Source organism: Streptomyces sp. NBC_00885 (assembly GCF_045207475.1).
Lineage (GTDB): Bacteria > Actinomycetota > Actinomycetes > Streptomycetales > Streptomycetaceae > Streptomyces.
The window spans coordinates 3,626,072-3,652,184 of record NZ_CP108796.1 but is presented as its reverse complement, the minus strand read 5'-3'; the positions used below and the strand labels follow the sequence as shown (position 1 = coordinate 3,652,184).

The window sequence follows — 26,113 nt, the reverse complement described above, 5'->3', positions numbered from 1 at the left end:
TTGCCGACACCTGACCGCTCCCGGAGCCGACAACGTACGGTTGACGCATGACGAGCATCGGTGGTGCCGAGATGGTCGACTGGAACCTCGCCGTGGCGACCGCGACCCGCTTCGTGCGGCCCGGACCCGACGTGAGCCGGGAGGAGGCGCGGGCCGTGGTCGCCGAGCTGAGGCGGCATGCCAAGGCGTCCGAACTGCATGTGCGCGGCTTCACCCGGATGATCCCGGACGGCCACGAACCGAAGGACACCCCCGTCCTCGTCGTGGACCGGGCCGGGTGGATCCAGGCGAATGTCGCGGGCTTCCGCGAACTGCTGAAGCCGCTGCTGGACAAGATGCAGGAGCGCCGCTCGGGCAGCGCCGGTGGCGCGATGCTCGGAGTGGTCGGCGGCAAGGTCACCGGCGTGGAGCTGGGCATGCTGCTGTCGTTCCTGGCCTCGCGGGTCCTCGGTCAGTACGAGACCTTCGCGCCCGCCACCCGTGAACTGCCGGGGGGCGACCCCTCCGACCCGGGCTCCGGCGGCGGCCGCCTGCTCCTGGTCGCCCCGAACATCGTCCATGTCGAGCGTGAACTCGAAGTGGACCCGCACGACTTCAGGCTCTGGGTCTGCCTCCACGAGGAGACCCACCGCACCCAGTTCACCGGCGTGCCCTGGCTGCGCGACCATCTCGAGGGCGAGATCCAGTCATTTCTGGGCGAGACCGAGGTCGACCCGATGACGGTTCTCGAGCGCTTCCGGGAGGCCGCCCAGTCGCTCTCCGGCGCCCGCCCCGAGGGCGAGGAGGACGAGAGCGGCCGCTCCATCGTCGAGCTGGTCCAGACCCCCGCGCAGCGCGAGATCCTCAGTCGGCTGACCGCCGTGATGTCCCTGCTGGAAGGGCATGCCGACTTCGTGATGGACGGCGTCGGACCCGATGTCGTGCCCTCCGTCGCCGAGATCCGCGAGAAGTTCCAGCAGCGCAGGGCCCGTGGCGCGAGCCGTCTGGACCAGGCACTGCGCAAGCTGCTCGGCCTCGACGCCAAGCTGCGCCAGTACCGCGACGGCGAGCGGTTTGTCCGGTCCGTCGTCGAGGAGGTCGGAATGGATGGATTCAACCGCGTCTGGACGTCTCCGAACACGCTGCCCACCAAGGCGGAGATCGCCAAACCCGCGGACTGGGTCGCGAGGGTGCACCGTAAAGCAGACTCGTGAGCGGGCGGCGTCCGACGGCAGAAGGACGCCCCCCTAATCACCCATCCGAGGGACCGTAGGCAATGGGTAGGCGTGCAATGCTCGGGTATCGGCTCGGTTCTGTCACCATCGACGCACTCTGAGTGACTGATCCTCCCGTCCCGACAACCGACCGAGGCACCCCCCAACTTTTCACGAAGGGCACCGGACATGGGTCCCCATCCTGCGGTCGCGGCGATACGCCTGGCGGTCCGCCGCGTACTCCACGACGTACTCACCGAACACTCCGACCGGCTCGCGCGCTCCGTCGGCCACGCGGCCCCCGCGCGCTCGGCCTCCTCCTTCCATCACGCGCCCACAGACGAGCAGCCGCTCGTCCTGGTGGCATGCTCCGGCGGCGCCGACTCCATGGCCCTCGCCTCCGCCCTCGCCTTCGAGGCCCGCAAACTCTCCGTCCGGGCCGGCGGCATCACCGTCGATCACGGCCTCCAGGACGGCTCCGACCTCCGCGCCGTCGAGGTCGCCGCCCGGCTCACCGCGATGCAGCTCGACCCCGTCGAAGCCATCTCCGTACGAGTCGGCCGCGACGGCGGCCCCGAGGCCGCGGCCCGCGACGCCCGCTACGCCGCCCTCGACGACGCCGCCGAGCGCCACGGCGCCGCCGCCGTCCTGCTCGGCCACACCCGCGACGACCAGGCCGAAACCGTCCTGCTGGGTCTCGCCCGCGGCTCCGGAACCCGCTCGCTCTCCGGGATGGCGGCCGTCTCGGGGGCGGCCGGCCGTTACCGCCGCCCCTTCCTCCAGCTCGACCGGCAGACCGCCCGCAAGGCCTGCATGGCCCAGTCGCTGCCCGTCTGGGACGACCCCCACAACGCCGACCCGGCCTACACACGCTCCCGGCTGCGCCACGAGGGCCTGCCCGCTCTGGAGAAGGCGCTCGGCAAGGGCGTCGTCGAGGCGCTCGCCCGTACCGCACAGCTCTCCCGCGACGACGCCGACGCCCTGGACACCTGGGCCGCCGACGCGGACGCCGCCGTACGGGACGACGCGGGCCGCCTGGAGTGCGCGAAGCTGTACACGCTGCCGCCCGCCGTGCGCCGCCGGATCCTGCGCCGGGCCGTCATCGAGGCCGGAGCGCCCGCCGGTTCGCTCTTCGCCCGGCACGTCGAGGAAGTCGACCGGCTGATCACGGGCTGGCGCGGCCAGGGCGCCATCAATCTGCCCGGCCGCGTCGAGGCACGACGGCAGGGTGGCAGACTGGTCATTCGGCAAGGCTGACGCAGCAAACGAAAGTGACCCGGGTGAACGAGAAGGACATGGGCGCCGACCTCCAGTCGGTGCTCATCACCAAGGAAGAGATCGACGCGAAGCTGGGCGAGCTGGCCGCGAAGATCGACGCAGAGTACGCGGGCAAGGACCTGCTCCTCGTCGGTGTCCTCAAGGGCGCCGTGATGGTGATGGCGGACCTGGCGCGTGCCCTGTCCACCCCCGTCACGATGGACTGGATGGCGGTGTCCTCGTACGGCGCGGGCACCCAGTCCTCGGGCGTCGTCCGGATCCTCAAGGACCTGGACACCGACATCAAGGGCAAGCACGTCCTGATCGTCGAGGACATCATCGACTCCGGCCTCACGCTTTCGTGGCTGCTGTCGAACCTCGGCTCGCGCGAGCCGGCCTCTCTTGAGGTCTGCACACTGCTGCGTAAGCCGGATGCCGCGAAGGTCGCGATCGATGTGAAGTGGATCGGCTTCGACATTCCCAATGAGTTTGTCGTCGGGTACGGACTGGATTACGCCGAGAAGTACCGCAATCTGCCGTTTGTCGGCACGCTCGCACCGCACGTGTACGGCGGCTGAAGCCCCCCGAAAGCACGGGAACCCTGGTCCCTCTCCCGCCGTTGGAGCAAGGGAAGGCGGCCACGGGTGACAATGCTGGGGTACCGTCCGAAGAACAGTCTTTTCTCACAGCAGCATTTACCTACGGGCAGGAGGGACGGGGCGATTTCCGCTCCGTATGGATGGACGTGAAGCGATACTTCCGTGGGCCGGTCATGTGGATCGTGCTGGCCGTCCTCGCCGTGGTCGTGTTGATGCAGGTCGTCGGCTCGTCCGGCGGCTACAAGACGGTGGACACCGGCGAGGTCGTCCAGGCGATCGACAAGAACCAGGTCGACCAGGTCAAGCTGACCACCGGCGACGAACAGATCATCAAGGTTGATCTGAAGGACGGCCAGAAGGTCAAGGGCAGCGACAAGATCCAGGCGAGCTACATCGGCACCCAGGGTGCCGATCTGGCGGAGAAGCTCCAGACGAAGTACGAGGCCGGCGACATCGAGAAGGGTTACACCGTCTCGCCGTCGAAGCAGAGCCCGTTCGTCTCGGTGCTGCTCTCGCTGCTGCCCTTCGTCCTGATCGTCGTGGTCTTCCTCTTCCTGATGAACCAGATGCAGGGCGGCGGCTCCCGAGTCATGAACTTCGGGAAGTCCAAGGCCAAGCTGATCACCAAGGACACCCCGAAGACGACCTTCGCCGATGTGGCGGGGGCCGACGAGGCGGTCGAGGAGCTCTACGAGATCAAGGAGTTCCTGCAGGAGCCGGCCAAGTTCCAGGCGGTCGGCGCCAAGATCCCGAAGGGTGTGCTGCTGTACGGCCCGCCCGGTACGGGCAAGACGCTGCTCGCCCGCGCTGTCGCGGGCGAGGCCGGTGTCCCCTTCTACTCGATCTCCGGCTCCGACTTCGTCGAGATGTTCGTCGGTGTCGGTGCGTCCCGAGTGCGCGACCTCTTCGAGCAGGCAAAGGCGAACGCCCCGGCGATCGTCTTCGTCGACGAGATCGACGCCGTCGGCCGGCACCGCGGTGCGGGTCTGGGCGGCGGACACGACGAGCGCGAGCAGACCCTCAACCAGTTGCTCGTCGAGATGGACGGCTTCGATGTGAAGGGCGGCGTCATTCTGATCGCCGCCACGAACCGGCCCGACATTCTCGACCCGGCGCTGCTGCGCCCGGGCCGTTTCGACCGGCAGATCGCCGTCGACCGGCCGGACATGCAGGGCCGTCTGGAGATCCTCAAGGTTCACCAGAAGGGCAAGCCGGTCGCCCCGGACGTCGACCTGGGCGCGGTTGCCCGGCGTACGCCCGGCTTCACCGGCGCGGACCTGTCGAACGTGCTGAACGAAGCGGCGCTCCTGACGGCGCGCAGCGACAAGAAGCTTGTCGACAACCACGCCCTGGACGAGGCGATCGACCGCGTCGTGGCGGGCCCGCAGAAGCGGACCAGGATCATGTCGGAGAAGGAAAAGAAGATCACCGCGTACCACGAGGGCGGTCACGCCCTGGTCGCGGCGGCTTCGCCGAACTCCGACCCGGTCCACAAGATCACGATCCTGTCCCGTGGACGGGCGCTCGGATACACCATGGTCCTGCCGGACGAGGACAGGTACTCCACGACCCGCAACGAAATGCTCGACCAGCTGGCATACATGCTGGGCGGGCGCGCGGCCGAGGAGCTCGTCTTCCACGACCCGACCACGGGTGCGGCCAACGACATCGAGAAGGCGACGGCCACGGCCCGGGCGATGGTCACGCAGTACGGCATGACCGAGCGTCTTGGCGCCATCAAGTTCGGTGGCGACAACACCGAGCCGTTCCTCGGACGTGAGATGGCTCACCAGCGCGACTACTCGGAAGAGGTCGCCGCGCTGGTCGACGAAGAGGTCAAGAAGCTCATCGAGACCGCGCACAACGAGGCGTGGGAGATCCTCGTCGAGAACCGTGACGTACTCGACAACCTGGTTCTCCAGCTCCTCGAGAAGGAGACCCTCGGCAAGGAGCAGATCGCCGAGATCTTCGCGCCGATCGTGAAGCGCCCGGCCCGCCCGGCCTGGACCGGCTCCTCGCGACGCACGCCGTCGACGCGGCCGCCGGTGCTCTCGCCGAAGGAGCTGGCGCTGACCAACGGAGCCGTCGGCTCCAACGGCTCGGCCCCGACGGACACCGTCCCGGCCATCGAGGCGGTCCCCGAGGAGCGTCCCGAGGGCTGATCCCTTCCGGCGCTGTGGTCGCACGGCGCCGCACAGGGCCCGGAATGAATGCCGCGTCCCCCAAGTTTTAGCCTGGGGGACGCGGCATTTTCGTCTGCCCGCACGCAAGAGCAAGAGGAACGAGGCACAGATGACCGACCCCGTGACGCTGGACGGCGAGGGCACGATCGGCGAGTTCGACGAGAAGCGGGCCGAGAACGCCGTGCGAGAACTCCTCATCTCGGTCGGGGAGGACCCGGACCGGGAGGGCCTGCGGGAGACGCCGGGGCGGGTGGCGCGGGCGTACCGGGAGATATTCGCGGGCCTGTGGCAGAAGCCGGAAGAGGTCCTGACGACGACGTTCGACCTCGGGCACGACGAGATGGTCCTGGTGAAGGACATCGAAGTCTTTTCAACCTGTGAACATCATCTGGTCCCGTTCAGGGGTGTGGCGCATGTCGGCTACATCCCGTCGACCGACGGCAAGATCACCGGACTGTCGAAGCTGGCCCGCCTCGTCGACGTCTTCGCCCGGCGCCCACAGGTGCAGGAGCGGCTCACCACCCAGATCGCCGACTCGCTGATGGAGATACTGGAGCCGCGCGGAGTGATCGTCGTCATCGAGTGCGAGCACATGTGCATGTCGATGCGCGGCATCCGCAAGCCGGGTGCCAAGACGATCACTTCCGCGGTGCGCGGCCAGCTGCGCGACCTCGCTACGCGCAATGAGGCCATGAGCCTCATCATGGCTCGCTAGCCCGGCAAGATCGGCCGGACAGGACCTTGGCCCTGCCCTGTCCGGGACGGCGGGCCCCTGTGCGCTGCTGAGGTCTACGACGCGCTGAGCCGGCTGCTCAGCCACTCCAGGGCCGGCGGGATCTCGCGCCGCCAGGTGTTGAAGTTGTGCCCGCCACTGTCGAGCATGATCGACGAGACGCGCGCCGGAGCCTTCACCTTGTCGATGAACTGCAGGGTGTGCTTGAGGTTGCCCTCGCCCCCCTTCGAACTGGTCACCAGGAACGACGACTTGCCCTGCGGCAGATGGTCCAGGCTCCACAGCAGATTCGCGCGGCTCTTCGCCTTCTTGTCGCCGTGGAAGAGATCGCCGGTCGTCGGATCGTCGGCCGCCTTGTAGTACGCGGAGAGGCCCGCGGACGCTCCGAACTGCTCCGGGTGGTGCAGCGCGATCTTCAGGGCGCAGTAGCCGCCGGTCGAGTTCCCGATGAAACCCCAGTTCCGGGGCTGGGTGCCGACGCGGTACGTCTGAGAGATCGCCTTCGGAAGATCCTTGGCGAAGAAGGTCTCGGTCTGCGGCCCGCCCGGTACGTCCACGCACTCGGTGTCCCGCGGCGGCGCGACGGTCGGTCGCAGCATCACCAGGATCATCGGCTGCATCCGGCCTTCCCTGGCCTGCATGAAGGCCGTCCTCGGGTACTTCAGCCCCTTGAGCAGGTTCTCGGCCGTACCGGGATATCCGGTGAGCACAAGGGCTGCCGGAAAGGTGCTCTTCTGGTATTTCGGCTGAAAGTACTCCGGGGGCAGATAGACATAGGCAGGGCTGTCGATCCGGGACTTCTCGCCCGCAACGACGATCTTCTGTATCTGACCACCCGTCGCGGGCCGCGAGCTGCCCGGAACATCCAGCTTCTTCTTCTCCACGACCTTGATCCGCTTGCCGCCGGCCGAGTGGTCGACGACCACGCCCATGTCCTGTTCCTGACCGAAGAGGTCGGACCAGGTGCCGTAGAAGAGGAACGAGTTGTTCGCGGCGAGTCCGACCGCGGCGAACAGTGCCAGCTGGGTCGCGAGCAGCAGGCCGATCCTGCCGGTCACGGCCCGCCAGCTGCGCCGCGCGAGCCGCGGCCAGAGCCAGATCGTGACGCCGAACAGCACCACGGCCACGAGGATGGCCAAGGCCAGAACTTTGTTACTGGTCAGACCCATGAGTCGCGTGAGCTTTCTTCCTTGAGAATTTCTTGTGAGTGAGTGAACCCGCCTCCCGAAAGTGCCGTCCTAGAGAACGCAAATCGTCCGGAGCCCGCTGAACTGCGGCGCACGGACACAGGATCTCTCGCGGAGTCACGGGAAGCGATGTCTGCAACGGTAGATGGGGACAAATCAGGATCGGTTCCGGATCGGGTACGTCGCGTTCTGCGCGGCCCCCGACCGGAAGTGGTTCCTTCGCTGGTCGGCACGGCCTGCACACTCGTCGGCCTGATCGACATTGCCGCCGGGGTCTTCCCCCGGTTCCGGCACAGCCGTATGCACACGCTCGCCGAGGTGCTGCCGGGGGCCACCGGGCCCTTCGCCGCGGCGCTTTCGCTGAGCGTCGGCGTGCTGCTTCTGCTGCTCGCCCACGGGCTCAAGCGGCACAAGCGCCGTGCCTGGCGGGCCGCGGTGATCCTGCTGCCCATCGGGGCAGTCGGGCAGTTCGTCTACCGCCACTCGGTGATCGGCGCGCTGGTCTCGCTGCTGCTGCTGACGCTGCTGCTGCGCCACCGCAGTGAGTTCGCCGCGCTGCCCGACCCGCGCAGCCGCTGGAAGGCGCTCGCCAACTTCATCCTCATGGGCGCCGGTTCCCTGGGCCTCGGCCTGGTCATCGTCAGCGCACATCCTCACAACGAGGTCGGCAGCCCCAGCCTGACGGACCGCCTGGAGCATGTCCTGTACGGGCTGTTCGGCTTCGAGGGTCCCGTCGACTATGCCGACGGGGTGTCCTGGACGGTCGGTTACTCCCTCGGCGCGCTCGGCCTGCTGACGGCCGTCACCACGATCTATCTCGCCTTCCGCCCCGAGCACCCGGCGGCGCGCCTCACCGAGGACGACGAGCGCCGGCTGCGCGACCTGCTGACCCGGCACGGCGGGCGGGACTCGCTCGGGCACTTCGCGCTCCGCCGCGACAAGGCAGTCGTCTTCTCGCCGAGCGGCAAGGCCGCGGTCACCTACCGCGTGGTCTCCGGCGTGATGCTCGCCAGCGGCGACCCGATCGGCGACGTCGAGGCGTGGCCGGGCGCGATCGAACGCTTCATGGACGAGGCGAAGGCGCACTCCTGGACCCCGGCGGTGATGGGCTGCTCGGAGACCGGTGGTGAGGTATGGACCCGGGAGACCGGACTGGACGCGCTGGAGCTCGGCGACGAGGCGGTGGTGGACGTCGCGGATTTCTCGCTCACCGGGCGCGCGATGCGCAACGTACGCCAGATGGTGAAGCGCATCGAACGCAATGGGTACACCACGCGCGTACGGCGCGCCCGTGATCTGTCCGACGAGGAGCTGGCGGCCATCCGTCTGGCCGCGGCGGACTGGCGGGGCACCGACACGGAGCGGGGCTTCTCGATGGCCCTGGGCCGGATAGGCGACCCGGCCGACGGCGACGCGGTGATCGCGACGGCGCACAAGGAGGACGGCGAATCTCCCTACGGCGACCTGAAGGCGATCATCCACTTCGTTCCGTGGGGGCCGGACGGCATGTCCCTGGAACTGATGCGCCGCGACCGCTCGGCCGACCCGGGCATGAACGAACTCCTGATCGTGGCCGCCCTGCAGGCCTCGCCCGAGCTCAAGATCGAGCGGGTCTCGCTGAACTTCGCGATGTTCCGTTCGGCACTGGCACGCGGCGAGAAGATCGGCGCGGGCCCGGTGCTGCGGATGTGGCGCGGACTTCTCGTGTTCCTCTCCCGCTGGTTCCAGATCGAGTCGCTGTACAAGTTCAACGCGAAGTTCCAGCCGCGCTGGGAGCCGCGCTTCGTGGTCTTCCGCAACACGCGCGACCTGCCGCGGATAGGTTTCGCGGCGATGCAGGCGGAGGGCTTCGTCAATGTCGCACTCCCGCGCCTCTTCCCGCGCCGCCGCCCGCCGCGCCAGCCCCGCCCGTGCGCGCACATGACGGTCCACCAGCCGGAACGCGAGGTTCAGGCGGCGTAGCGCCGCGATGGCCAGCCCTGCCGCCCCGCCCGCCGCCCGGGACGGCAGGGTTCGTGTGGAGGCGCCTGAGCCCCGCCCCCCGACCGGGGGCCGGGCTCAGGCGCCCGCTGTCGCCGCGTAGCCGCCGCCTCGCACGGGGCGGGCTACGGGTGCGCACGGGTGCCCCCCACACCCCCGTATTCACAGGGCACGCAGGTGGGGACAAAACCGTCGTCCGCCACCGGTGTGACGTCCCGCCCGCCCCACGGGCCTAGGCTGGGCGTATGAGTACGTTGCGCGGACGGGGCACGGCCAGCGGCCTGCCGGAGTGGGATCGCTGTGCGGTCATGGGGGTCGTCAATGTGACGCCCGATTCCTTCTCCGACGGCGGTCGCTGGTTCGACACCACCGCCGCGGTCAAGCGCGGCCTCGACCTCGTCGCCGAGGGCGCCGACCTCGTCGACGTCGGCGGCGAGTCCACCAGGCCCGGCGCCAGTCGCGTGGACGAGGACGAGGAGCTGCGCCGCGTCATCCCCGTCGTACGCGGCCTCGCCGCAGAGGGCGTCACCGTCTCCGTCGACACCATGCGCGCTTCCGTCGCCGAACGAGCCGTTGCCGCGGGCGCCATACTCGTCAACGACGTCAGCGGCGGCCTCGCCGACCCCCGCATGGTCCCCGCCGTCGCCGCCACCGGCGTCCCCTTCGTGGTCATGCACTGGCGCGGCTTCAGCCAGGACATGAACGCCCGCGCCGTCTACACCGACGTCGTCGCCGAAGTCGTCACCGAACTGCGCGCCCGCATGGACGCCGTCGTCGCGGGCGGCATCGCGCCCGAGCGCATCGTCATCGACCCCGGCCTCGGCTTCGCCAAGCAGGCCGAGCACGACCTCGCCCTCGTCGCCCACCTCGACGAGCTCCGTGCGCTCGGCCGCCCCCTCCTCGTCGCCGCCTCCCGCAAGCGTTTCCTCGGCCACGTACTGGCGAGGGAGGGCGCCCCGCCACCGGCCCGCGAGCGGGACGCCGCGACCGCCGCCGTGTCCGCCATCGCGGCCCACGAGGGCGCTTGGGCCGTACGCGTGCACGAGGTGCGCGCCACGGCAGACGCCGTCCGCGTCGCCCGCGCCGTCGAGGGTGCCCGGTGAGCCGTACCGACGTCGAGCTGGTCGAAGAGGCCAACACCACGTTCTACGAGACGATGGAGCGCGGTGACTTCGAGGAACTCTCCGGCCTCTGGCTGGACGAGGGCATCTCCTGCATCCACCCCGGCTGGCCGGTCCTCACCGGCCGCGGCGAGGTGCTCCGCTCGTACGCCCTGATCATGGCGAACACCGAGTACATCCAGTTCTTCCTCACGGACGTGAAGGTCAGCCTCGCGGGCGACACCGCCCTGGTGACCTGTACGGAGAACATCCTCAGCGGCGGTCCCGCCGAGGAGAGCGGCGAACTCGGCCCCCTCGTCGGGCAGCTCGTCGTCGCCACCAATGTGTTCCGCCGCACATCGGACGGTTGGAAGATCTGGTCACATCACGGATCACCCGTTCTGGCGGAAAGCGACGACGAAGAGGACGACGAAACCCCCTCATAAGTGGGTAGGCGGGCCTTCGGGGATTGGAAATCCGGCCCTCCGGGTAGGGGCGGCTACCAGCCTCGCGGGGTACTCGTCCACAGCCCCCGTTGGCGGGCACTGTCGGTGCCCGCAGGTAGATTCGATTGTGGACACCGTGCCGCCCGCACGCGGCAGTGTGCCCGCAAGACCAACGACAGCAGGAGTGATTCGCGTGGATCGTGTCGCGCTGCGCGGCCTCAAGGCCCGCGGGCACCACGGCGTCTTCCCCAGGGAGCGCCAGGAGGGCCAGACCTTCATCGTGGACCTGGTGCTCGGCATCGACACCCGCCCCGCGGCGGCCAGCGACGACCTGGCCAAGACCGTGCACTACGGCATCGTCGCGGAGGAGGTCGTCGCGGTCGTCAAGGGCGAGCCCGTCGACCTGATCGAGACGCTGGCGGAGCGGATCGCGCAGCAGTGCCTCAAGCACGACGGCGTCGAAGAGGTCGAGGTGGTCGTGCACAAGCCGGACGCGCCGATCGCGGTGCCCTTCGACGACGTGACCATCACGATCACCCGGAGCCGAGTATGAATGCGACCCAGAGCGACCCGACCGTGCAGCCGGTGCCCGCCTCCGTGGTGGAACAGGTCGACGCGGCGGATGTCACCCTGTCCAACCCGAAACGGGCGGTTATCTCCCTCGGCTCCAACCTGGGCAACCGCCTGGAGACCCTGCAGGGCGCGATCGACGCGCTCGAGGACACCCCGGGCCTGCGGGTCAAGGCCGTCTCCCCCGTCTACGAGACCGAGCCGTGGGGCGTCGAGCCCGGCAGTCAGCCCTCGTACTTCAACGCGGTGGTCGTGATCAAGACCACGCTTCCCCCCTCCTCCCTGCTGGAGCGCGGTCAGGCCATCGAGGAGGCCTTCGACCGGGTCCGGGAGGAGCGCTGGGGTCCGCGCACCATCGACGTCGACATCGTGGCGTACGCCGATGTGGTCTCCGACGACCCGGCGCTCACGCTGCCCCACCCGCGCGCCCACGAGCGGGCGTTCGTGCTCGCGCCGTGGCACGACGTCGAGCCGGAGGCACAGCTGCCCGGCCGCGGAGCGGTCGCCCAGCTGCTGGCCGGCGTCGCACAGGACGGCGTGGCTGCCCGGGCCGACCTGGAACTCCGTCTCCCCGAGTAGTCGTTAGGCTCTTCGGATACGCAGGACAGGTGAAGGGCGGCACTCTCGGTGAAGCAACTACGGCTCGGTGTACTGGCCGGTCTCTTCGCCGCGGCGGGCGTGCTGTCGTGGGCCGGCGCCCGCCTGTGGGAAGCCTTCGGCACCCTGCCGAAGGTGCCGCTGGCCGCGCCGATCGTGCTGGCGGTGATCGCGGTCATCCTCACGGCGACGGCACTCTCCCTCCGCGCCCGCCTGCGGGCCCAGCGCGAACGCCGCCCGGGTGCGAAGGGCGTGGAGCCGCTGATGGCGGCCCGAGCGGTGGTCTTCGGCCAGGCGAGCGCGCTGGTGGCGGCGCTGGTGGCGGGCATGTACGGCGGTACGGGCGTCTACCTGCTCGGCTCCCTGGACATTCCGGCCCGCCGGGACCAGGCGATCTACGCGGGCTTCTCGGTGGTGGCGGGCATCGGCGTGATCGCGGCGGCGTTCTTCCTCGAGCGGGTCTGCAAACTCCCCGAGGACGAGGACAACGGGACCGGCGCGGCCCCGACGGCTCTCTGAGGCAGCTTCGCTCCCGGGGCCAGCGCTTCTCCCTGGCGCCTCCTGGGCCGGCTTCGCTCTCCGATGCGGCTTCGCTCCCCGCGGCACCTTCCTCAGAGCTTCGTCACGGCCGGGACCGTCTCGATCGTCTCCAGCGTGACTTCCGTACGCGGGATGTCCTGCGCGTCCGCGTCGATCGAGCGGCGCAGCGCCTCGTGCAGCCGGGCCGGGGTGAGCACCCCGAGGAAACGCCCGGTCTCCTCCTTGTCGATCACCGCGATCCAGCCCGCGTCGTGCTGGAGCATCGTGGCGAAGGCCTGCTTGAGCGATGCGCCGACGGGCAGCCAGGCCTCCATCCGGCGGGCGTGTTCGCGCACGGAGCCCTTCTGCTGTGCCTGCTCGGCCGAGATCCAGCCGTGCAGGTCGCCCGATCCGTCCAGTACGACGGCCCAGCGGGAGCCGATCTCGCGGGGCAGCGGGTCATCGAGACGGACGACGGGCGGCTGGTCCAGATCGCTCTCCTCGATGGGGGTGACCGACAGCCGCTTGAGACCGCGGTCCGCGCCGACGAAGTCCGCGACATAGTCGGTGGCCGGGGTGCCGAGGACCGCGGCCGGTGCGTCGAACTGCTCGATGCGCCCCTGTCCGTAGACGGCGATACGGTCGCCGAGGCGTACGGCTTCCTCGATGTCGTGGGTGACGAAGAGCACGGTCTTGCGGACCTGGGACTGGAGCCTGAGGAACTCGTTCTGCAGATGCTCGCGCACCACCGGGTCGACCGCGCCGAACGGCTCGTCCATCAGCAGCACGGGCGGGTCGGCGGCCAGTGCCCGGGCCACGCCCACGCGCTGGCGCTGCCCGCCGGAGAGCTGCTCGGGGTAGCGCTCGCCGTACACCGACGGGTCCAGGCCCACCAGATCAAGGAGTTCGGCGGCGCGCTCGCGGCCCTTGCCGCGCTTCCAGCCGAGGAGATGCGGGACTGTCGCGACATTCTCCAGGACCGTTTTGTGGGGGAACAGTCCGACCTGCTGGATCACATAGCCGATTCGGCGGCGCAGTTGGACCGGGTCGATGGCGGATATGTCCTCCCCGTCGAGGTATATCCGGCCGCTGCTCGGCTCGATCAGGCGATTGACCATCTTCATGGTGGTGGTCTTGCCGCAGCCGGACGGCCCGACGAGCGTGACCAGTTCGCCCTCGGCGACCTCGAACGACAGGTCGTCGACCGCTGTCGTTCCGTCCGGGTACCGCTTGGTGACGTGTTCGAATCGGATCATGATTCCCCATTGTGACGGGTGTTGTGTGAAGGCCATGTTGCTGCACTGTGGCGGCCCTCGGCGATTGTCAGTGCTCAGGGATATGGTCGCCAGACATACGTTCGGCACTGCTGGGGAGGTGGGGTGCATGAGTTCGCAATTGGCTGCGCAGAGCTGTCTGGCGGCCAATGACTGGATCTGCGGGGAGTATCTGCGCACCCGCAGCCAGGAGTTGACCGACGCGACGATCCAGCATGTCTCGATCACCGTGGTGTCCGTCCTCATCGGCCTTGCCGTGGCCTTTCCGCTGGCTCTGCTCGCGCGTGCCAAACCGCGGTTCGCGGGCCCGGTCCTGGGGCTGACGACCCTGCTCTACACCATTCCGTCGCTGGCGATGTTCTCGCTGCTGCTGCCCGTCTTCGGACTGTCGGCCGCGCTGGTGGTCACCGGCCTGGTGCTCTACTCGCTCACCATTCTCGTACGGAACATCATGGCGGGGCTCGAAGCGGTGCCGGGCGAGGCGCGGGAAGCCGCGCGCGGGATGGGGTACGGCCCGGGGCGGCTGCTCTGGGAGGTCGAACTGCCTCTCGCGCTGCCGGCGTTGATGGCGGGCCTGCGCATAGCGACCGTCTCGACGATCGCGCTGACGACGGTCGGGGCCCTGGTCGGCAAGGGAGGTCTGGGCAATCTCATCGACGACGGGGTGCAGACCACCTTCAAGGCGCAGGTGCTGACCGCGTCCGTGCTCTGTGTGCTGCTCGCGGCCGTCGCTGATCTGCTGCTGCTCGGCCTGCAGCGGCTGCTCACCCCCTGGACCCGAATACGCACGGCGAAACCGGCCGCGGCGCCGGCGCCGAAGGTGAAGGTGGCGGTCTGATGGAAGTCCTCGCCGACGCGTGGACGTGGCTCACCACCGGCTCCAACTGGTCGGGGGAGAGCGGTGCCTGGCACCGGCTGGGCGAGCATGTGTACGTCAGCGGGGTGTCCCTGGCGCTGGCCTGCGCGATCGCCCTGCCGATCGCGCTGTGGCTGGGGCATCTGGGCAGGGGCGGCGCGCTCGCGGTCAACATCTCCAACGCGGGCCGGGCGATTCCGGTCTTCGCCGTCCTCGCGCTCTTCATGCTCACGCCGCTGCGCAGCGCCGGTTATCTGCCGACGATCATCGCCCTGGTGCTGTTCGCCGTGCCGCCGCTGCTGACCAACGCCTATGTGGGGATGCGGGAGGTGGACCGGGCGGTGGTCGAGGCCGCGCGGGGGATGGGCATGTCGGGCGGCCAGCTCTTCTTCCGGGTCGAACTGCCCCTCGCCTACCCCCTGCTCATGACCGGGCTCAGGTCGGCCGCCGTCCAGGTGGTGGCCACGGCCACGATCGCCTCGATGGTGGGCCAGGGCGGCCTGGGCCGGATCATAACCGCGGGATTCAACACGTACAACACCCCGCAGGTGGTGGCGGGCGCGCTCCTCGCGGCGCTGCTCGCGCTGTTTGTCGAGGGGGTGCTGGTGGCGGCCGACCGGCTGCTCAGCCCCCTCCGTAAGACCGTGTGACAACACTTGGACGGAGAACCTGATGATCAAGACCTCGCGCATCGCGGGTGCTGTACTCGGTGTGGTGGCCCTGACGGGTTCTCTCGCCGCATGCGGCGGCGACAGCCTGGAGAAGGAGAAAGGCGGCTCGGCTCCGGGCGGCGGCTCGGACAAGAAGGGCACGCTCGTCATCGGCGCCGCGTCCTTCACCGAGTCCAAGGTGCTCGCCGAGCTCTACGCACAGATCCTGGGCGACGCCGGATACAAGACCTCGATCACCACGGTGAAGAACCGTGAGCTGTACGAGCCCTCCCTGGAGAAGGGCGAGATAGACGTCGTACCGGAATACGCGGCGACGATCGCCGAATTCCTCAATGCGAAGGTGAACGGCCCGAAGGCGCCCGACGAGAAGCCGGTCGCGTCCGGCGATGTCACGGCCACCGTCGCGGCTCTCACCAAGCTTGCCGAGCCGCGCGGGCTGAAGGTGCTGCCGGCCGGTGCGGCCGTCGACCAGAACGCCTTCGCGGTGAGCAAGGAATTCGCCGAGAAGAACAAGCTCACGACGCTTTCCGACCTCGGGAAGTCGAAGCTCAAGGTGAAGATCGCGGCGGGCGACGAGTGCGAGGTGCGGCCCTTCTGCGCGCCGGGACTGAAGAAGACGTACGGCATTGATGTCGCGGGCATCGATCCCAAGGGCGTGGGCACTCCCCAGTCCAAGCAGGCGGTCAAGGACGGCGCCGACCAGCTGGTGCTGACCACGACCACGGACGCGGTGCTTGACGGCCTGGTCTTCCTTGAGGACGACAAGAAGCTCCAGAACGCCGACAACGTCCTGCCGGTGGTCAATGCCAAGGACGCGGGTTCCAAGGAGATAGCCGACGTACTCGACAAGCTCACCAAGGTGCTGACCACCGAGGATCTCGCCGAGCTGAACCGCAAGGTGGACGCGGAGCGCGCGAAGCCCGAGGACGCGGCGAAGGCATATCTGGAGTCGAAGGGCCTGCTCAAGAAGTAGCGAGAAGCCGCCTTGGAAGTGGCGGCGGTGCGGCCCGGCGTTCTTGAACGAGAGATTTGCCGGGCCGACACCCCATTCGGCGTCTACGCAGGGTAAATTTCGGGCCATGCCACGTGGACGCCACCGCCATTCCCCACCCCTTCACAGGCTGCTGCCGCCCTCGGCGGTCGCCGGAGCGTCGGTTCTGTGTGCCGCCGGCGCGTGGTTTCTCAACGAGCCGGTCATGCTCCGTTCGCTGGTCATCGCGGCGACGGCCGCGGCCGTGACCGGCGCGGTCCTCATGCGCAGTTGGGACCGTTCCGCGGGTCGCCGCGTCGCGGAGCTCACCCGCGCCCGCGCGAGCGACGCGTGGAAGACCGAGGAACGCATAGCCGAACTCGAAACCGACATCGACGAATCGCGCGAGCTGCGTGCCAAGCTCGATGCGAAGCTGCGCGCCAAGCGCGTCGAGCTGGCGGCGCTCCGCGGTGAGCACGCCGCCCTCCTGCGGCGTTACGCGACCGCCGAGACCGAGCGGGCCGGTGTCCTGGAGGACCGCCGGCAGCTCGCGCTGGAAGCCGCGTCCCCGGTCAAGGCGCTGCCCCCGGCGGGGACCACGCCCACCCCGGCGACCTTTCTGCGAGCCAACAAGGCGCTGGACGAGCTGTCCCGCAATGCCGCGGCCCAGGAGGCGAAGCGAACCGTCGAGGAGGCCCGCGCCCGGGATCTGGCCGAGCGGTCCCGTGAGGCGGACGAGCCGCAGGGGAAGCACGCGGCGGTCGCCGGGGCAGAGCAGCACACCCGCCCGACGTCCGCCTCTCCCGCCCGTCGCCCCGTTCCCGCGGCCACCGCGATCGTTCCGTACGGCCCGCAGCGTCGCCCCGTCAAGCGCCCCGAGGGTGGCTTCGACTTCTTCGGTACGGCCGAGGCCGCTGGTGCGCAGAAGGCGATCGAGGCCGTGCAGAACGAGGATCTCGCCGATGTGGTGGGCGAGGAGGCCATGGCCGCGGAGCATCCGGCGGACTCCCGTGCCGTCGGAAAGGTCATCGACCTGACCGCACACGACGAAACGGAGACGCTGGACGTGGTCGAGCTGCGCGACGCGGTCAGCTGACCGGCCCCTCGCCTACTTGTCGATGTCTCCGACGACGAAGAACAGCGATCCCAGGATCGCGACCATGTCGGCGACCAGCGTGCCCGGCAGCAGCACGGTCAGCGCCTGGATGTTGTTGTACGACGCCGAGCGCAGCTTGAGCCGGTAGGGCGTCTTCTCGCCCTTGGAGACCAGGTAGTAGCCGTTGATCCCGAGGGGGTTCTCGGTCCAGGCGTAGGTGTGGCCCTCGGGAGCCTTCAGCACCTTCGGCAGCCGCTGGTTGATCGGGCCGGGCGGCAGGTCCGCGATCCGGTCCAGGCAGGCGTCCGCCAGCTCCAGCGCGTTGTGCGTCTGATCGAGCAGCACCTCGAAGCGGGCCAGGCAGTCGCCGTCCGCGCGCGTGACGACCTTGAGGGTGTCCTGCAGCTCCCCGTACGCGAGGTACGGCTCGTCGCGCCGCAGATCGAAGTCGACACCGGACGCGCGGGCGATCGGGCCGCTCACTCCGAAGGCGTGCACCGCCTCGGCCGGGAGCACCCCCACGCCGCGCGTACGGCCGCGGAAGATCTCGTTGCCGAGGACGAGGCGGTCGTACACGTCCATTCGCGACTTGAGCTCCGCGACGGCGTGCCGGGCCCGGCCGAGCCAGCCCGCCGGGAGGTCCTCCTTGAGGCCGCCGACCCGGTTGAACATGTAGTGCATCCGGCCGCCGGAGACCTCCTCCATGACGTGCTGGAGCTCTTCGCGCTCGCGGAAGGCGTGGAAGATCGGGGTGATTCCGCCCAGTTCGAGGGGATACGACCCGAGGAACATCAGGTGGTTCAGCACCCGGTTGAGCTCGGCGAGGAGCGTACGGGTCCAGACCGCGCGCTCCGGGACCTCCATGCCGAGCATGCGCTCGACGGCCATGACGACGCCGAGCTCGTTGGAGAAGGCGGAGAGCCAGTCGTGGCGGTTGGCCAGCATGACGATCTGGCGGTAGTCGCGCGCCTCGAAGAGCTTCTCGGCGCCGCGGTGCATATAGCCGATGACCGGCTCGGCGTGCTGGATGCGCTCGCCGTCGAGGACGAGGCGCAGGCGGAGGACGCCGTGGGTGGAGGGGTGCTGGGGGCCGATGTTGAGCACCATGTCGGTGCTCTCCGCCGCGCCGCCGATGCCGACCGTCGTCTCCGTCATGCGGCCAGTATCCCTTGTGGGGTGAGCATCCGGGGCTCGGCCCCGGACCCCGGTCACCGGATGCGCTGCACCAGCCAGCCGAAGTCGCCGAGGCCGCCGCGGGCCGTCAGTTCCGCCGCCTCGCTCGCCGAGGCCAGGGCACGGACGTAAGCCGCCGGGTTCGACGATGCCTGGGACAGGGGCGGGCGTTCGCCGTTGAGGCCCAGGTCGCGCAGTGCATCCCGCTGGGTGCGCAGTTCCGCGCCCGGCAGTGCGCAGGAGTCCAGAGCCACGTGCGCCGTGATGTCGCAGCTGCCGTCCGGGACCGGGCGCACCTCGCGGCCCGCGCGGAAGCCCGTCAGCGTGCCGAACGGCGGCCGGGACCCGGCCGTGTGCGCGTAGTCGACCGCCACGGCGAGGCCCGCCCGCAGCGTGCCCACCGCCGACGCCCACGCCTCGTCGCGCGGGCGCCCGATCTCCGCCCGCGTTCCGGGCTCGGTCAGCGGCCACCAGCGCGCCAGCCAGGTCGCGTCGGCGCCGTCGACGGGGGAGCCGAGGCGCTCGGTGCCGTCCGGGCGTACGAGGACGTAGCGCGCCACCCCGTCCGGGTCGGCCTCGGCGATGTCCACCGGGACGTTGTCCAGCCATTCGTTCGCGAAGAGGAGACCGCTCACGTCGGCGGGCGGCTCGGCGCACCACTCGATGCGCGGGTCCAGAGCGGCGGGCCGGGGGGCCTGTTCGACGGCGTACGCCCGGACCGGGAAGCCGGCGGGGAGCGCGGCCAGTACGCCGGTGAGGAGTTCACCGCGGCCCGCGCCGACGTCGACGAGTGCCATGTCGTCGAGTTCGAGTGAGGTCAGCAGACGGGCGACTGCCGAGGCGAACAGGGGCGAGGCGTGCACGGACGTACGGAAGTGCCCGGCAGGTCCCTCGGGCCGCAGATAGAAGCCGCCCGGGCCGTAGAGCGCGGCCTGAGCGGCTTCCCGCCAGCCCCTCCACTGACACGTCTCATCAGTCACGTCATCCATCACGCGCACAAGTCTCCACCTTGGGGAGTACGCCCCGGCCGCCCGGATCGCTCCTCCGGTTGACCCCTGCACCTATCTGCTTTCCCTACTCTGGGTTACGTGCAGCGCCTCTATGACTTCATCCGCAGACACCCGACGGGCGTCGACACCTTCTGGGCTGTCGTGCTCTTCGGTTTCTCCATGCTGTGGGTGATCGACGTGCCGATCGGGGCCCAGCCCCAGTGGTCGGCGGGATTCATCGTTCTCCTGCTGAGCGTGGTGGTGGCTCTTCGCCGCCGGATGCCGGAGAAGATGCTGATCCTCGCCGCGCTACTGGGCGCCGCCCAGCTCGCGCTCGACGTCGATGTCAACCCGGGCGACTTCGCGATGCTCGTGATCATCTACACCGTCGCCGCCCATGACGGGGCGCGCTGGACGTCCCGTCTCGCGCTCGCCGGAGGGCTGTCCGCGGCCACCCTGGCGCAGCTGCGCTGGCCGGAGGGGGAGGGCGGCGTCGGCGGAAGGATCTTCGTCACGATCGTCATGACAGTGCCCTTCGCCCTCGCCTGGGTGCTCGGCGACTCGATACGCACCCGGCGGGCGTACTTCGCCCAGCTCGAAGAGCGGGCGACCCGGCTGGAGAAGGAGCGCGAGGCGCAGGCGAAGGTCGCCGTCGCGGCGGAACGGGCGCGGATCGCCCGCGAGCTGCACGACGTCGTCGCGCACAACGTCTCGGTGATGGTCGTGCAGGCGGACGGCGCCGCGTACGTGCTCGATGCCGCCCCCGACCAGGCCAAGCAGGCGCTGGAGACCATCTCCTCCACCGGCCGCCAGGCGCTCGCGGAGATGCGCCGGCTGCTCGGCGTCCTGCGCACCGGCGACGCCCCCGAGAGCGGGGAGTACGTCCCGCAGCCCGATGTGCAGCAGATCGAGGACCTGGTCGAGCAGGTGCGCCGCGCGGGCCTGACCGTCGACTTCAAGATCGAGGGCACACCGCGGCCACTGCCGAGCGGCGTCGAGCTCACCGCGTACCGCATCGTCCAGGAGGCGCTGACCAACACCCGCAAACACGGCGGCCCCGAAGCCGGCGCCAGTGTGCGGCTGGTCTACTTCGACGACGGCCTCGGCCTGCTGGTGGAGGACGACGGCCGCGGTTCGGCGCACGAGCTGTACGAGGACGGCGGAGCCGACGGAAAGGGCCACGGCATGATCGGCATGCGCGAGCGCGTCGGTATGGTCGGCGGCACGCTCGACGCGGGGCCGCGGCCCGGCGGCGGCTTCCGGATCAGCGCACTGCTTCCCCTCAAGCCCGCCCACTAGGTCGCAAGGCCCGCCCACAAGAGACCGAGGAACCGACTGACATGTCCATCCGCGTGATGCTCGTCGACGATCAGATGCTGCTGCGCACTGGATTCCGCATGGTGCTCGCCGCCCAGCCGGACATGGAGGTCGTCGCGGAGGCGGGCGACGGCGCCGAGGCGATCGAGAACCTCCGCTCCACGGCCGTGGACGTGGTGCTGATGGACGTACGCATGCCGAGGCTGGACGGGGTCGAGGCCACGCGCCGGATCTGCGCCGAGTCGAACGCGCCCAAGGTGCTGATCCTGACCACCTTCGACCTGGACGAGTACGCCTTCTCCGGGCTGAAGGCGGGCGCCAGCGGCTTCATGCTCAAGGACGTGCCGCCCGCCGAACTGCTCAGCGCGATCCGCTCGGTGCACAGCGGCGACGCGGTGGTCGCGCCGTCCACGACCCGCAGGCTGCTCGACCGCTTCTCGCCGATGCTGCCGAGCAGCGTGAACGAGCCGCAGCACAAGGAGCTGGAGCGGCTCACCGAGCGCGAGCGCGAGGTGATGATGCTGGTCGCCCAGGGCCTGTCCAACGGCGAGATCGCCGCGCGCCTGGTGCTCTCCGAAGCCACGGTCAAGACCCATGTGGGCCGCATCCTCACCAAGCTGGGCCTGCGGGACCGGGTCCAGGTGGTGGTGCTGGCGTACGAGACCGGCCTGGTGCGGGCGGGCGGCGGACAGGCGTTCTGACGCGATGCTGCTCTGGATCAACGGCCCGTTCGGGGGCGGCAAGACCCAGACCGCGTACGAGCTGAAGCGACGCCTGCCGGGCAGCGTCGTCTGCGATCCGGAGCATGTCGGCTTCGGTCTGCACCGGATGGCGCCGCCGCAACTACGGGGCGACTTCCAGGACTTGGCCGCCTGGCGGCAGGGCGTGTACGAGGTGCTCGATCTGAGCCTGCGCTCGTACGAAGGCGTGGTGATCGCCCCCATGACGCTGATTGAACCGGCGTACTTCGAGGAGACGGTGGGCAGGCTGCGCGAGGCCGGACACGAGGTGCACCACTTCGCACTGCTCGCCGAACGCGAGACCGTGCTGCGGCGGCTCACCGAGCGGGGGCTTGGCCGCGGACTCGGGCGCGAGAGCTTCGCCGTGCGGCGGCTGGACCTGTGTCTGGAGCGTTTGCGCGGGCCGCAGTTCGCCGAGCACGTCCACACCGACCGGGTGAGCGTGCCTCAAGTGGCGGACCGGATCGCTCAGTCGGCGGGGCTGACGCTGGAGCCGAACACGGACGGGGCATTGCGGCACCGGCTGCGCCGCATCCGGATCGGCCTGCGGCACATCCGCTTCGAATAAGGTCCCGTCCGGCCGATCCTGCCGGGCTCGCGCCCTGATCGGCCGGACAGGCCGGCCCTGGGGCTTCCTAGTCGATGACGACCGGGCCGTCCTTCTTGTCCGTGCCCTTGTCGGGCGCCGAGCGTCCCGGAAGACCGAGCCTGCCGTCGGCCTGCTCCGGCTTCTGAGGGCGCTGATCGGAACCGCTCAGGTTCTGCCTGACCGAGTCCAGGATCGTCAGCCCCTGGCCGACCAGGCCCGCCGCGATCTCACCGAGGCCGTCGGCGCCGTTGAGCACATTGACATTGGCCCCCGCGAGGCCGCCCGCCGCCTCCTTCACGATGAGCGGCAGCTGGTCGATCAGCATCCGGTCCAGCGCCACCCGGTCGTGCGAGGCGGCGGCTTCGGCCTGGATCTTCATCCGCTCCGCCTCGGCCAGGGCCAGCACCCTGATCCGCTCGGCCTCGGCCTCCGCCGGCTTGACGATCTCGGCCATCAGCTCCTGCTGGCGGAGCTGGGCCGCACGCTGGGCCAGTTCGGTCTGCGCGGCGAGCACCTCCTGCTGCGCGTGCGCCTTCGCCAGCGGCCCGGCCTGCGCCGCCTTGGCCTCTGCGCGCTCCACCTCCGCGGAGTACTCCGCCTTCACCACCGCGGTCTGCCGCGCGTACTCGGCCTGGTTCCGCGCGGCCACCTGCTGCGCCTCGACCGATGCCTGGGTGGCCTGGGCCTGGGCGATCTGGGCCTGCCGCTGGATGGCCGCCTTGTGCGGGGCCGACATCGCGTCGATGTAGCCGGTGTCGCCGTCGTCGATCGACTGGATCTGCAGCGAGTCCACGATCAGACCGATCTTGGCCATCTCGGTCTTCGAGGTGTCCAGGACCTCGGCCGCGAGCTTCTGCCGTTCGGTGACGATCTCCTCGACCGTCATCGAGCCGATGATGGCGCGCAGGTGGCCGGCGAAGATCCGCCCGGTCAGCACCGACATCTGGTCCTGGTCGGAGAGGAATCGCTGGCCCGCGTTGATGATGCTCTCGTGGTCATTGCCGACCTTGAAAGCGATCACGGCGCGGACGTGAAGTGCGATGCCCTGCCGGGTGACACACGTCTCGGTGACCTCGGACTCGCACATCGACAGGGTGAGGAAGCGCGTCTTGCGGAAGATCGGGAGCACGAACTTGCCGTGGCCCGTCACCACGCGGAACGGCGCACCCCCAAGACCCCGCCTGCCTCCCGAGATCAGCATCGCCTCGTCGGGGGCCGGAACCCGGTAACCGAACATCCTTCGTCTCCTTAACCGGCGCCGGCGGCGCCGCCGCCCAGCGCATCCAACGGATCGGCCCACTCGATGACGTCCACCTGGCGATGGCCGCGGGATCCGATCACCAGCACGGTCGCGCCCCTGGGCAGGGGTTCTTCGGACCAGGCGAGGAACGTCTCGGATCCGCCTCTGACCCGTACCAGGATCTCGCCGGGACCGGCCGCTCCACGTGTGCCGATGAGCAGCTCTCCGGGGCAGCCGATAACGGCCTCGTCCTGTGCCACTGGCGGCCGCCTCCTATCGTTCTGTCCCCGATTTCAGACCTTAGACCCGCTGGTATCGGCGGCGTATCCCCGGGGCTCTGTTTGATCCACAAGGCATCCCTGGTCGCCTTTGAGGACGAGTCCGAGCAGGCCCGGCAAGATCGGCCGGGCAGGACCTAACGGAGCACCGTCTCCAGGAAGTCGCTGCCGAGGCGGGCGACGGCGGTGACGTCCAGCTGGTGCAGTACGTAACGGCCGCGCCGCCGGGTGGAGATCAGCCCGGCCTTCTTCAGCACGGCCAGATGCCGTGAGACCTCGGGCGCGGTGATCCCGTACGTGTCCGCCAGCTCGCTCGTCGTGTACGGGGCGCGGGCGAGGTTGCGGCACAGGCGCATGCGCATGGGGTGCGCCAGCGCCTCCATCCGGAGCTTCAGCAGCTCTACGGGGGCCGGTCCCGGCAGCGCGGGCGAGCCGACCGGGTAGTGGATCACGGGCCGCCAGCCGGGCGCGTGCAGCACCATGAGATGCGGCCAGCCGAAGCTGGACGGGATGAGGGAGAGCCCCGCGCCGACGGCCGGGTCGACGGCGGTCGTACGCCCGTCCGCGAGTTTGTCGGCGCTGATACGGGTGTGGTCCTCGTCCACCGCGAGTGCCGGGGAGACGGCGTGCAGCGCTTCGGCCAGGCCCCTGTGGCGCAGCAGCTCGGTCTTGTGGCGGGCGTCGGAGGCGAGCTGGGTGGCGATGCGGCGCCAGGTGTCGGCGAAGAACGCCTGGTCGCAGTCCTCGAAAAGGCGGCGCACCCAGGCGCGTACGGAAACGGGGTCGTCCAGCAGCCGCTGGGTGAAGTCGAGCTGCTTGGGGCCGCGGGTGGCGGCGAGTTCGAGGGCGCGCTCGCGGCGGACCGGGTCGCTGAGGGCCGAGGGCGCGCCCGTCCCGTACGTACTGACGCAGGTGAACTCCAGGGCGGCGGAGACGAACCGCTCGTCGTCGAGCCGGTCGAGCATGTCCAGCTCGTCGGCGAGGCTCGCGCTGGTGCTGTCGCCGGGCTCACGGGCGGAGGCGGGCAGCCCGGCGAACGGCATGAAGACGTCCGAGAAGGTGGTCCGCCACAGGAACTCGGCCTCGTGCAGCCGGTCCGCGAGATCGGGCTTGAGCCCGGCGGAGGTGGCCGTCGCCCAGCCGTGCAGCCCGGGATGGTGTCCGGGCTCGGCGAGCGCGTGCAGCGCCACGCCCAGTTCGGCGAGGGGGGAAATCTCGAAGACGATGCGCTCCGGGGGCAGCCCCGCGATGTCGATGCTCACGCTCACCCCTCCATGGTGCGGGGTGCGCTCAGGTGGTCCCGCTTCATTTGACGGGGCTCGTCAATCGGCGGGACCGGAGGTGGGGACGACGAGCTACCCCGCCCGCCGCACAAACTCCTCCACCGCATCCCGCACGTCCTCCCCCGTCCACTCCAGCCCTTCCGACCCCACCGTCACCTCCGTGACCGCGATCCCCGGCGGGCACCCCTCCGTGAACCAGTGGCGGAACAGCGTCACGCCCGTCTCCTCGGCCTGGGTCAGCGACGCCTCGTTCAGCGCCTCGGCGTCGCCTGCCAGCCAGACCTGGAACTGGTGGGTGTGCGGCTCGCCGGGGTGGACCCGGAACCACGGCACGCCGGCCGCCGCCAGACCCTCCCGCAGCGCCGCCGCGACGAGCTTGGCGTGGGCCACGTACGACGGCAGCCGGGGCAGCTCGCGCTCCAGGCCGAGCAGTGCCGACAGTGCCGCGGGGTACTGCTGGAAGAGCATGCCGCCGTACCGGTGGCGCCAGGCGCGGGCCTCGTCCATCAGGTCCGTCGGGCCCGCCAGTGCCGCGCCGGAGAGCGCGTCGAGCGACTTGTAGAAGGACACGTACACGCTGTCGGCGAGCGAGGCGATCTCCTCCAGCGGGCGGCCGAAGTGCGAAACGCACTCCCACAGGCGCGCGCCGTCGAAGTGGACCACCGCGTCGCGGGAGCGCGCCGCCTCGACCACGGCCACCAGCTCGTCCCACGCCGGCAGAACGAACCCCGCGTCCCGCAGCGGCAGTTCGAGCATCAGCGCCCCGAAGGGCTCCTCGAAGTCCCGTACGTCATCCTCCGTAGGCAGCCGCGGTTCACTCGTCGGGTGGACGGTGCGCAGCCCGCTCAGCGCACCGAACGCACCCCGCTCGTGCACTTGTGGGTGCGCCATCGGATGCAGCGCGACGGTCGTGTTCCCGGTACGTCCCGCCCAGCACCGCAGCGCCACCTGCTGCGCCATCGTCCCGGTCGGGAAGTACACCGCGGCCGGGAAGCCGAGCAGTTCGGCCACCCGCTGCTCCAGTTCACCGACGACCCCGTTGCCGTAGATGTCGGTCCATTCGTCCAGGTCGTAGACGGATCGAGCATCCGCCGCCAGAGCCGAGAGCCGCTCCCCGATGCGGCGGTCGGCGGAGCTCCGCCACAGCACCCGGTCACAGGCCCGCCATGCCGTGAGCCTCCGCCGGCGCTGGTCCTGCTCGCTCTGCTCAGTCATCCACAGATCATCGCCCACGCTCGTGTCGTACGGACGGCCCACAGCCTGTGGACAACCG

The 26,113-nt window shown here is 69.8% G+C and carries 26 protein-coding genes; 18 read left to right on the top strand and 8 right to left on the bottom strand.

Translation table 11 applies throughout. From position 1 onward, the window contains the following. Positions 1 to 47: 47 nt before the first annotated feature. The 5 genes from OHA61_RS16350 (at position 48) to folE (ending at position 5,947) form a co-directional block, all read left to right on the top strand. Positions 48 to 1,193 (top strand): zinc-dependent metalloprotease, encoded by a 1,146-nt coding sequence (locus OHA61_RS16350; protein ID WP_406303618.1) that lies wholly within the window; start codon positions 48 to 50, stop codon positions 1,191 to 1,193. A 189-nt stretch (positions 1,194 to 1,382) separates the two neighbouring features. Then, a complete protein-coding gene (tilS, locus tag OHA61_RS16345; RefSeq protein ID WP_324988000.1) occupies positions 1,383 to 2,450 on the top strand; it encodes a tRNA lysidine(34) synthetase TilS in 1,068 nt (355 codons plus the stop codon). A 38-nt stretch (positions 2,451 to 2,488) separates the two neighbouring features. Beyond that, a complete protein-coding gene (gene hpt, locus OHA61_RS16340; protein ID WP_142215096.1) occupies positions 2,489 to 3,028 on the top strand; it encodes a hypoxanthine phosphoribosyltransferase in 540 nt (179 codons plus the stop codon). 161 nt (positions 3,029 to 3,189) lie between these two features. Continuing rightward, positions 3,190 to 5,211, top strand: a complete 2,022-nt coding sequence (gene ftsH, locus OHA61_RS16335) for an ATP-dependent zinc metalloprotease FtsH (protein WP_324988002.1) — start codon at positions 3,190 to 3,192, stop codon at positions 5,209 to 5,211. 130 nt (positions 5,212 to 5,341) lie between these two features. Continuing rightward, complete coding sequence (gene folE / locus OHA61_RS16330) at positions 5,342 to 5,947, top strand: GTP cyclohydrolase I FolE (RefSeq protein ID WP_266479725.1); 606 nt, start codon at positions 5,342 to 5,344, stop codon at positions 5,945 to 5,947. 74 nt (positions 5,948 to 6,021) lie between these two features. On the opposite strand, the gene OHA61_RS16325 is transcribed toward folE, so the two are convergent. After that, complete coding sequence (locus tag OHA61_RS16325) at positions 6,022 to 7,134, bottom strand: alpha/beta hydrolase (RefSeq protein ID WP_406303617.1); 1,113 nt, start codon at positions 7,132 to 7,134, stop codon at positions 6,022 to 6,024. Positions 7,135 to 7,281: 147 nt separating this feature from the next. On the opposite strand from OHA61_RS16325, the gene OHA61_RS16320 reads away from it, so the two are divergent. From OHA61_RS16320 to OHA61_RS16295, 6 genes are all read left to right on the top strand, one after another. Beyond that, positions 7,282 to 9,114: a phosphatidylglycerol lysyltransferase domain-containing protein gene (locus OHA61_RS16320; RefSeq protein WP_406303616.1), complete on the top strand. Its 1,833-nt coding sequence runs from the start codon at positions 7,282 to 7,284 to the stop codon at positions 9,112 to 9,114. 263 nt (positions 9,115 to 9,377) lie between these two features. Next, complete coding sequence (gene folP / locus OHA61_RS16315) at positions 9,378 to 10,235, top strand: dihydropteroate synthase (RefSeq protein ID WP_406303615.1); 858 nt, start codon at positions 9,378 to 9,380, stop codon at positions 10,233 to 10,235. Then, positions 10,232 to 10,678: a nuclear transport factor 2 family protein gene (locus tag OHA61_RS16310; RefSeq protein ID WP_361902830.1), complete on the top strand. Its 447-nt coding sequence runs from the start codon at positions 10,232 to 10,234 to the stop codon at positions 10,676 to 10,678. Before folP ends, OHA61_RS16310 begins: the two co-directional genes overlap by 4 nt. 193 nt (positions 10,679 to 10,871) lie before the next feature. Then, positions 10,872 to 11,231, top strand: a complete 360-nt coding sequence (gene folB / locus OHA61_RS16305) for a dihydroneopterin aldolase (RefSeq protein ID WP_406303614.1) — start codon at positions 10,872 to 10,874, stop codon at positions 11,229 to 11,231. After that, positions 11,228 to 11,827, top strand: a complete 600-nt coding sequence (folK, locus tag OHA61_RS16300) for a 2-amino-4-hydroxy-6-hydroxymethyldihydropteridine diphosphokinase (RefSeq protein WP_266479713.1) — start codon at positions 11,228 to 11,230, stop codon at positions 11,825 to 11,827. The genes folB and folK overlap by 4 nt, the downstream gene beginning before the upstream one ends. Before the next feature lie 48 nt (positions 11,828 to 11,875). After that, complete coding sequence (locus tag OHA61_RS16295) at positions 11,876 to 12,364, top strand: DUF3180 domain-containing protein (protein WP_324988017.1); 489 nt, start codon at positions 11,876 to 11,878, stop codon at positions 12,362 to 12,364. A gap of 92 nt (positions 12,365 to 12,456) precedes the next feature. Here OHA61_RS16295 and OHA61_RS16290 read toward each other — a convergent pair whose 3' ends face one another. Then, positions 12,457 to 13,620, bottom strand: coding sequence for an ABC transporter ATP-binding protein (locus OHA61_RS16290; protein ID WP_406303613.1), 1,164 nt, complete (start codon positions 13,618 to 13,620; stop codon positions 12,457 to 12,459). Between the two features lie 127 nt (positions 13,621 to 13,747). On the opposite strand from OHA61_RS16290, the gene OHA61_RS16285 reads away from it, so the two are divergent. From OHA61_RS16285 to OHA61_RS16270, 4 genes are all read left to right on the top strand, one after another. Continuing rightward, positions 13,748 to 14,476 carry an ABC transporter permease gene (locus OHA61_RS16285; protein ID WP_406303612.1) on the top strand — a complete coding sequence of 243 codons (729 nt, stop codon included), beginning with the start codon at positions 13,748 to 13,750 and terminating at the stop codon, positions 14,474 to 14,476. After that, complete coding sequence (locus OHA61_RS16280; protein WP_406303611.1) at positions 14,476 to 15,144, top strand: ABC transporter permease; 669 nt, start codon at positions 14,476 to 14,478, stop codon at positions 15,142 to 15,144. The genes OHA61_RS16285 and OHA61_RS16280 overlap by 1 nt, the downstream gene beginning before the upstream one ends. Before the next feature lie 22 nt (positions 15,145 to 15,166). Beyond that, the gene (locus OHA61_RS16275) at positions 15,167 to 16,138 is read left to right on the top strand and encodes an ABC transporter substrate-binding protein (RefSeq protein ID WP_406303610.1); all 972 of its coding nucleotides are present in this window, start codon (positions 15,167 to 15,169) and stop codon (positions 16,136 to 16,138) included. A gap of 106 nt (positions 16,139 to 16,244) precedes the next feature. Then, positions 16,245 to 17,231: a hypothetical protein gene (locus OHA61_RS16270; protein ID WP_406303609.1), complete on the top strand. Its 987-nt coding sequence runs from the start codon at positions 16,245 to 16,247 to the stop codon at positions 17,229 to 17,231. Positions 17,232 to 17,243: 12 nt separating this feature from the next. Here the strand turns inward: OHA61_RS16270 and OHA61_RS16265 are convergent, their stop codons facing one another. Together OHA61_RS16265 and OHA61_RS16260 are read right to left on the bottom strand one after the other, a co-directional pair. After that, the gene (locus OHA61_RS16265) at positions 17,244 to 18,386 is read right to left on the bottom strand and encodes an NADH-quinone oxidoreductase subunit D (RefSeq protein ID WP_406303608.1); all 1,143 of its coding nucleotides are present in this window, start codon (positions 18,384 to 18,386) and stop codon (positions 17,244 to 17,246) included. Between the two features lie 53 nt (positions 18,387 to 18,439). After that, complete coding sequence (locus OHA61_RS16260; protein WP_406303607.1) at positions 18,440 to 19,393, bottom strand: SAM-dependent methyltransferase; 954 nt, start codon at positions 19,391 to 19,393, stop codon at positions 18,440 to 18,442. Positions 19,394 to 19,492: 99 nt separating this feature from the next. Here OHA61_RS16260 and OHA61_RS16255 point away from each other — a divergent pair, with 99 nt between their 5' ends. The 3 genes from OHA61_RS16255 to OHA61_RS16245 are packed head-to-tail and all read left to right on the top strand — an operon-like array spanning position 19,493 to position 22,018. Beyond that, a complete protein-coding gene (locus tag OHA61_RS16255; protein ID WP_324988037.1) occupies positions 19,493 to 20,692 on the top strand; it encodes a sensor histidine kinase in 1,200 nt (399 codons plus the stop codon). Positions 20,693 to 20,733: 41 nt separating this feature from the next. Beyond that, complete coding sequence (locus OHA61_RS16250) at positions 20,734 to 21,411, top strand: response regulator (protein WP_406303606.1); 678 nt, start codon at positions 20,734 to 20,736, stop codon at positions 21,409 to 21,411. Positions 21,412 to 21,415: 4 nt separating this feature from the next. Continuing rightward, the gene (locus OHA61_RS16245) at positions 21,416 to 22,018 is read left to right on the top strand and encodes an AAA family ATPase (protein ID WP_406303605.1); all 603 of its coding nucleotides are present in this window, start codon (positions 21,416 to 21,418) and stop codon (positions 22,016 to 22,018) included. 67 nt (positions 22,019 to 22,085) lie between these two features. Here the strand turns inward: OHA61_RS16245 and OHA61_RS16240 are convergent, their stop codons facing one another. The 4 genes from OHA61_RS16240 to OHA61_RS16225 form a co-directional block, all read right to left on the bottom strand. Further along, positions 22,086 to 23,276 carry a flotillin family protein gene (locus OHA61_RS16240; protein ID WP_389371362.1) on the bottom strand — a complete coding sequence of 397 codons (1,191 nt, stop codon included), beginning with the start codon at positions 23,274 to 23,276 and terminating at the stop codon, positions 22,086 to 22,088. 11 nt (positions 23,277 to 23,287) lie between these two features. Beyond that, entirely contained in the window at positions 23,288 to 23,539 is a 252-nt protein-coding gene (locus OHA61_RS16235) for a hypothetical protein (RefSeq protein ID WP_361912529.1), read from the bottom strand. 155 nt (positions 23,540 to 23,694) lie between these two features. Beyond that, a complete protein-coding gene (locus OHA61_RS16230; protein ID WP_406303604.1) occupies positions 23,695 to 24,819 on the bottom strand; it encodes a DUF5937 family protein in 1,125 nt (374 codons plus the stop codon). A 93-nt stretch (positions 24,820 to 24,912) separates the two neighbouring features. Continuing rightward, complete coding sequence (locus OHA61_RS16225) at positions 24,913 to 26,055, bottom strand: threonine aldolase family protein (protein WP_406303603.1); 1,143 nt, start codon at positions 26,053 to 26,055, stop codon at positions 24,913 to 24,915. Between the last annotated feature and the right edge of the window lie 58 nt (positions 26,056 to 26,113).

Excerpts from the sequence above, each read along its gene's own strand:
- OHA61_RS16350 (WP_406303618.1), top strand. The coding sequence starts at position 48 with ATGACGAGCATCGGTGGTGCCGAGATGGTCGACTGGAACCTCGCCGTG.
- tilS (WP_324988000.1), top strand. The coding sequence starts at position 1,383 with ATGGGTCCCCATCCTGCGGTCGCGGCGATACGCCTGGCGGTCCGCCGC.
- hpt (WP_142215096.1), top strand. The coding sequence starts at position 2,489 with ATGGGCGCCGACCTCCAGTCGGTGCTCATCACCAAGGAAGAGATCGAC.
- ftsH (WP_324988002.1), top strand. The coding sequence starts at position 3,190 with ATGGACGTGAAGCGATACTTCCGTGGGCCGGTCATGTGGATCGTGCTG.
- folE (WP_266479725.1), top strand. The coding sequence starts at position 5,342 with ATGACCGACCCCGTGACGCTGGACGGCGAGGGCACGATCGGCGAGTTC.
- OHA61_RS16325 (WP_406303617.1), bottom strand. The coding sequence starts at position 7,134 with ATGGGTCTGACCAGTAACAAAGTTCTGGCCTTGGCCATCCTCGTGGCC.
- OHA61_RS16320 (WP_406303616.1), top strand. The coding sequence starts at position 7,282 with ATGTCTGCAACGGTAGATGGGGACAAATCAGGATCGGTTCCGGATCGG.
- folP (WP_406303615.1), top strand. The coding sequence starts at position 9,378 with ATGAGTACGTTGCGCGGACGGGGCACGGCCAGCGGCCTGCCGGAGTGG.
- folK (WP_266479713.1), top strand. The coding sequence starts at position 11,228 with ATGAATGCGACCCAGAGCGACCCGACCGTGCAGCCGGTGCCCGCCTCC.
- OHA61_RS16290 (WP_406303613.1), bottom strand. The coding sequence starts at position 13,620 with ATGATCCGATTCGAACACGTCACCAAGCGGTACCCGGACGGAACGACA.
- OHA61_RS16285 (WP_406303612.1), top strand. The coding sequence starts at position 13,748 with ATGAGTTCGCAATTGGCTGCGCAGAGCTGTCTGGCGGCCAATGACTGG.
- OHA61_RS16280 (WP_406303611.1), top strand. The coding sequence starts at position 14,476 with ATGGAAGTCCTCGCCGACGCGTGGACGTGGCTCACCACCGGCTCCAAC.
- OHA61_RS16275 (WP_406303610.1), top strand. The coding sequence starts at position 15,167 with ATGATCAAGACCTCGCGCATCGCGGGTGCTGTACTCGGTGTGGTGGCC.
- OHA61_RS16270 (WP_406303609.1), top strand. The coding sequence starts at position 16,245 with ATGCCACGTGGACGCCACCGCCATTCCCCACCCCTTCACAGGCTGCTG.
- OHA61_RS16265 (WP_406303608.1), bottom strand. The coding sequence starts at position 18,386 with ATGACGGAGACGACGGTCGGCATCGGCGGCGCGGCGGAGAGCACCGAC.
- OHA61_RS16260 (WP_406303607.1), bottom strand. The coding sequence starts at position 19,393 with ATGGATGACGTGACTGATGAGACGTGTCAGTGGAGGGGCTGGCGGGAA.
- OHA61_RS16250 (WP_406303606.1), top strand. The coding sequence starts at position 20,734 with ATGTCCATCCGCGTGATGCTCGTCGACGATCAGATGCTGCTGCGCACT.
- OHA61_RS16245 (WP_406303605.1), top strand. The coding sequence starts at position 21,416 with ATGCTGCTCTGGATCAACGGCCCGTTCGGGGGCGGCAAGACCCAGACC.
- OHA61_RS16240 (WP_389371362.1), bottom strand. The coding sequence starts at position 23,276 with ATGTTCGGTTACCGGGTTCCGGCCCCCGACGAGGCGATGCTGATCTCG.
- OHA61_RS16225 (WP_406303603.1), bottom strand. The coding sequence starts at position 26,055 with ATGACTGAGCAGAGCGAGCAGGACCAGCGCCGGCGGAGGCTCACGGCA.